Below are 4166 nucleotides of genomic sequence, written 5' to 3' on the forward strand. Positions count from 1 at the left end.
ATCGTCTCCGGACGAACGGTGGCGATGGTTACAAATTCACTGGCGTTTCCTTCAATCTGGTATTTGATATAGTATAGCTTGGACTGTACATCGCGGTGAATCACTTCGTCATCCGATAATGCTGTTTTTCCCAGCGGGTCCCAGTTCACCATGCGGAGGCCGCGGTATATATAGCCTTTCCTGTACAGGTCTATGAACACATCGATTACCGCTTCATAGTAATCGGGATCCATGGTAAATTTCGTACGATCCCAGTCGCACGATGCACCGAGTTTCTTGAGTTGCTCGAGAATGATGCCGCCATACTTTTCCTTCCATTCCCACGCATACTTCAAAAACTCTTCGCGTGAGAGATCCGATTTTTTGATGCCGCGCTCGCGCAGCATGGCTACCACTTTTGCTTCCGTAGCAATGGAAGCGTGATCTGTACCCGGCACCCAGCAGGCTTCTTTGCCTTCCATACGTGCCTTGCGCACCAATACATCCTGAATGGTATTGTTGAGCATGTGACCCATGTGCAATACACCGGTAACGTTAGGCGGTGGTATTACAATGGTATAAGGCTCTTTTTGCGTATTGGGACTGGCGTGAAAAAATCCTTTTTCCATCCAGTACTGGTACCACTTTCCTTCTACTTCCGATGGATCGTATTTGGTTGATAGCATATGCGTTTGTTCGTTAAAATAGCCGCTGGCAGCTCGACTTACCGTTATCCGTTATACGTCACTCGCTTCTACGATTAACAGATAGCGAATAACGGTTACAGACAAGGGTTGCAAAAATAAAGAAAATGTGCAAACAGGGCAGGATGGAGGCGTTTGAGGAGGCAAGAATTTGTAGAAAAGATCGTGATTAGGTAGAAATTGTTTCGACTGAGCGAATTGTATGGCCTCTTTCTTTTATGTGTATTTGCTATACATTTGTCTGTACGAATAAGACTATGAAAACAACAAGTGGGACTGGCGTTAGGAGCAGATTGAAGAAGCACCTTCCGGAGATTGAAAACAAAGAGACTTTACACTTACTTTCTACGGAGGCAAATGCAAGGCGGCTAATGAAAGGAATCAAGCAAGCCGAATTAGTAAGAGCGTTGTGAGAAAGCTGAGGTAGACCTGATCATTGCATTTTAAGCCGGACGTTGGCTTGTAACGTGCTTAAGTTATCTGCCCTTCTTCGGGGCGCTACTACTACGAAGATAATTTCATAGTTCATATCTTAAGATAGCGAATAATCACAAACTCATCCTGATCCGCCATTCGGCCGGATATAGATTGTTGATTCTGTTCGGTAATACATTGCCCCAGCCCAACGGTATATCTTCGTGGCACATCAGGGTAAAGCCGGTGTGCGAAGTGGGGATTTGCAAGGTTTCTCTTCGCAGGTAGTGCAGCGCATCGTCAGGATTTAATGCGAGCGAAGGAAATGCTTCGCGATTCAGTTGAGTCGAGAGCGCGAGTGCGTGCTCGGGTATAATTTTGTTGTTCTTTACAGTGGCGGCAAATGTACCGGCCATGATCAGCCGCAGGTTCTTCGAAAGCAATTCGACCTCAGCAACTTTATCGGCAGGAAGAAACTGAACCAGATCATCGCGTTGAATGAACGCCAGCGCATCAGGGTCAACTATCCACGACTGCACTTGCTCCTGTATTTTTTTAATGGGCGATTGAAAACCAGCCTTGCTGTTTTTTATGCGCATCATATCTGATGATTCATTCTTGCGGATCACCGATATAAAAAATCCTTCGCCTTGCACAAGATGTGGATAGAAATGATAGCCCACTATACCGCCTTGTTCGGCTTCAACTATATTTCCCCACGATGGATCGAGTCGTAGTTTCAGAAACTCAACATCGTGTTCTTGTTTTAGCCAGGCAAGGTTCTCCTCGTTTTCTTCCGGGTTATAGGTACACGTAGAATATACCAGTATACCATTCTCTTTCAGGGATGGCCATATATCGCTGAGTATCCTTCGCTGGCGTCTGCTGCACAACACTACATTATCATCCGACCATTCGCGCATGGCTTCCGGATCTTTTCGAAATAATCCTTCGCCCGAGCAGGGAGCATCTACCACGATTACATCGAAGAAGCCCGGCAGTCGTTGAAAATCTTCCGGGTCGTTGTTGGTAACGGCTACGTTATGGCATCCCCACTTCTGAATGTTCTCGGCAAGTATAGCGGCTCGCGAGCGGATCACTTCGTTTGTTACCAGTAAACTTTCATTGTTCAGCAGGCTTATCATGTGTGTGGATTTACCACCCGGTGCAGCACAAAGATCAAGTACATGCAAAGGCTTATGCAGATCAACGCACTGCCTGAGCGCCTGCTCCAGAAACATCGAGCTGGCTTCCTGCACATAGTAGGAACCGGCATGAAAGAATGGATCAAGCGTAAACACAGGCCGCTCTGCCAGATATCGTCCCTGGCTTGCCCAGGGTATGGAGGCAAGCTGTGTATAGCGATTTTTCTTCCAGGGATTGAGGCGTATACTTACCGGTGCCGGCTGCGACAGGCTGTTCACAAAATCCGGGAAGGCATTGCCCAACTGGCGTTGCATTTTGTGGGCGAATGATGCGGGCAGGTCAGCAGCTTGAAACGACATGGTGCGAAAGTAAGCACAAAGTGGTTTGTTTCCGAGCCAACTTTTCGGCTGTACGCTTTTACTTTGGCGGCAGGCTTGTTAGGTTTACCTTCCATATGACTGTCATGATCAAGGCCAATAATCCTGCATTGAAAAGCTGGGTGGAGATTCCGCGCAACAGCGACTTTACCATTCAGAATCTTCCCTTTGGGATTTTTAAAACACAACATCGCTCACCGGCAGCCGGTGTTGCTATTGGTAACGATATACTCAACCTGGCGTACTTGCACGAGCATGGTTATCTTGAAGGATTAGATTTACCTGCGGGTATATTTCATCAGCCATACCTCAATGAATTTTTTGCATTGGGCAGAAGTAAAATTCGCGAAGTACGCGAACGTATATCCGAGCTGCTGCAGCACGATAACAACAACTTGAAAGAAAATCAAACGGATCGCGCATCGGCATTGATAGCCATGCGTGATGTGCAGATGCTATTGCCGGTACGAATCCCTAATTATACCGACTTCTATAGCAGTGAAGAACACGCGACCAACGTAGGGTCTATGTTTCGCGATCCGAAAAATGCCCTGCTGCCCAATTGGAAACATTTACCGGTAGCATACCACGGTCGAGCATCATCCATCGTTGTGTCGGGCACAGACCTGCATCGGCCGAAAGGCCAGATTAAACCCGCCGACAGCGAATTGCCGGTATATAGTCCTTCGCGCAAGCTCGACTTCGAACTTGAAATGGCCTTCATCACGTGTGGTGAAACAAAACTTGGTCAGCCCATACATGTGCATGAAGCAGAAGAATATATAGCAGGCTTCGTGTTGTTTAACGACTGGTCGGCACGCGATATACAGCAATGGGAGTATGTTCCGCTCGGACCGTTCCTGGGAAAAAATTTTGGTTCTACTATTTCTCCCTGGGTCGTTACACTCGATGCGCTCGAACCGTTTCGTGTGCAAGGGCCGGAACAGTATCCGCATGTACTTCCTTATTTATCGATAGAAGGAGCGAGGAACTTTGATATTGTATTGGAAGTGGCGATGAAGGCAGCGAATACCGAAGAGGCCATCGTGTGTCGCTCCAACTTCAAGTATATGTACTGGAACATCAACCAGCAGCTTGCGCATCATACCGTGAATGGATGCAACATCCAGGTGGGAGACCTATATGCATCAGGCACGATCAGCGGACCATCACCCGGCTCATTCGGTTCCTTACTCGAACTTACCTGGAACGGCCAGAAAACACTTCACCTGCCAGACGGAAGCGAGCGCACCTTTATACTCGATGGCGACACGATCACCATGCGCGGCCATGCGTTGAAAGATGGTGTACGCATTGGCTTCGGGGAATGTACTGGAAAGATTTTGCCAGCGTTGAAATAGCTGCGAGCCATGAGCCGCGAGCTATGAGTCAGGGAGCGGTGATGCTTCGTTATCCGTTAGAAGTTAACTGTTAATCGAGTTCAAAGAGAATTGAACAAGGAATATCGACCAACGAATAATGAAGTAATGACGAAGTCACTAACACACACAACGCGCACTCACGCACGTCTAGTGGCTCGCAGCTA

The 4166-nt window shown here is 47.6% G+C and carries 3 protein-coding genes; 1 reads left to right on the forward strand and 2 read right to left on the reverse strand.

All coding sequences use genetic code 11. From position 1 onward, the window contains the following. Together V7Q33_RS23150 and V7Q33_RS23155 are read right to left on the reverse strand one after the other, a co-directional pair. A partial coding sequence (locus V7Q33_RS23150; protein ID WP_333821468.1) for a class I tRNA ligase family protein occupies positions 1 to 665 on the reverse strand: 665 nt, incomplete at its 3' end. A 566-nt stretch (positions 666 to 1231) separates the two neighbouring features. Further along, complete coding sequence (locus tag V7Q33_RS23155; protein WP_333821469.1) at positions 1232 to 2602, reverse strand: methyltransferase RsmF C-terminal domain-like protein; 1371 nt, start codon at positions 2600 to 2602, stop codon at positions 1232 to 1234. A gap of 104 nt (positions 2603 to 2706) precedes the next feature. On the opposite strand from V7Q33_RS23155, the gene fahA reads away from it, so the two are divergent. After that, on the forward strand, positions 2707 to 3981 hold the full coding sequence (gene fahA / locus V7Q33_RS23160) for a fumarylacetoacetase (protein WP_333821470.1): 1275 nt from the start codon (positions 2707 to 2709) through the stop codon (positions 3979 to 3981). The last annotated feature ends 185 nt before the right edge of the window (positions 3982 to 4166 follow it).

The organism is Ohtaekwangia sp. (genome assembly GCF_036786105.1).
In the GTDB taxonomy this organism is placed as follows: domain Bacteria; phylum Bacteroidota; class Bacteroidia; order Cytophagales; family Cyclobacteriaceae; genus Ohtaekwangia.

Bases quoted from the DNA above. Each gene is read 5' to 3' on its own strand.
- V7Q33_RS23155 (WP_333821469.1), bottom strand. From the start codon at position 2,602: ATGTCGTTTCAAGCTGCTGACCTGCCCGCATCATTCGCCCACAAAATG.
- fahA (WP_333821470.1), top strand. From the start codon at position 2,707: ATGATCAAGGCCAATAATCCTGCATTGAAAAGCTGGGTGGAGATTCCG.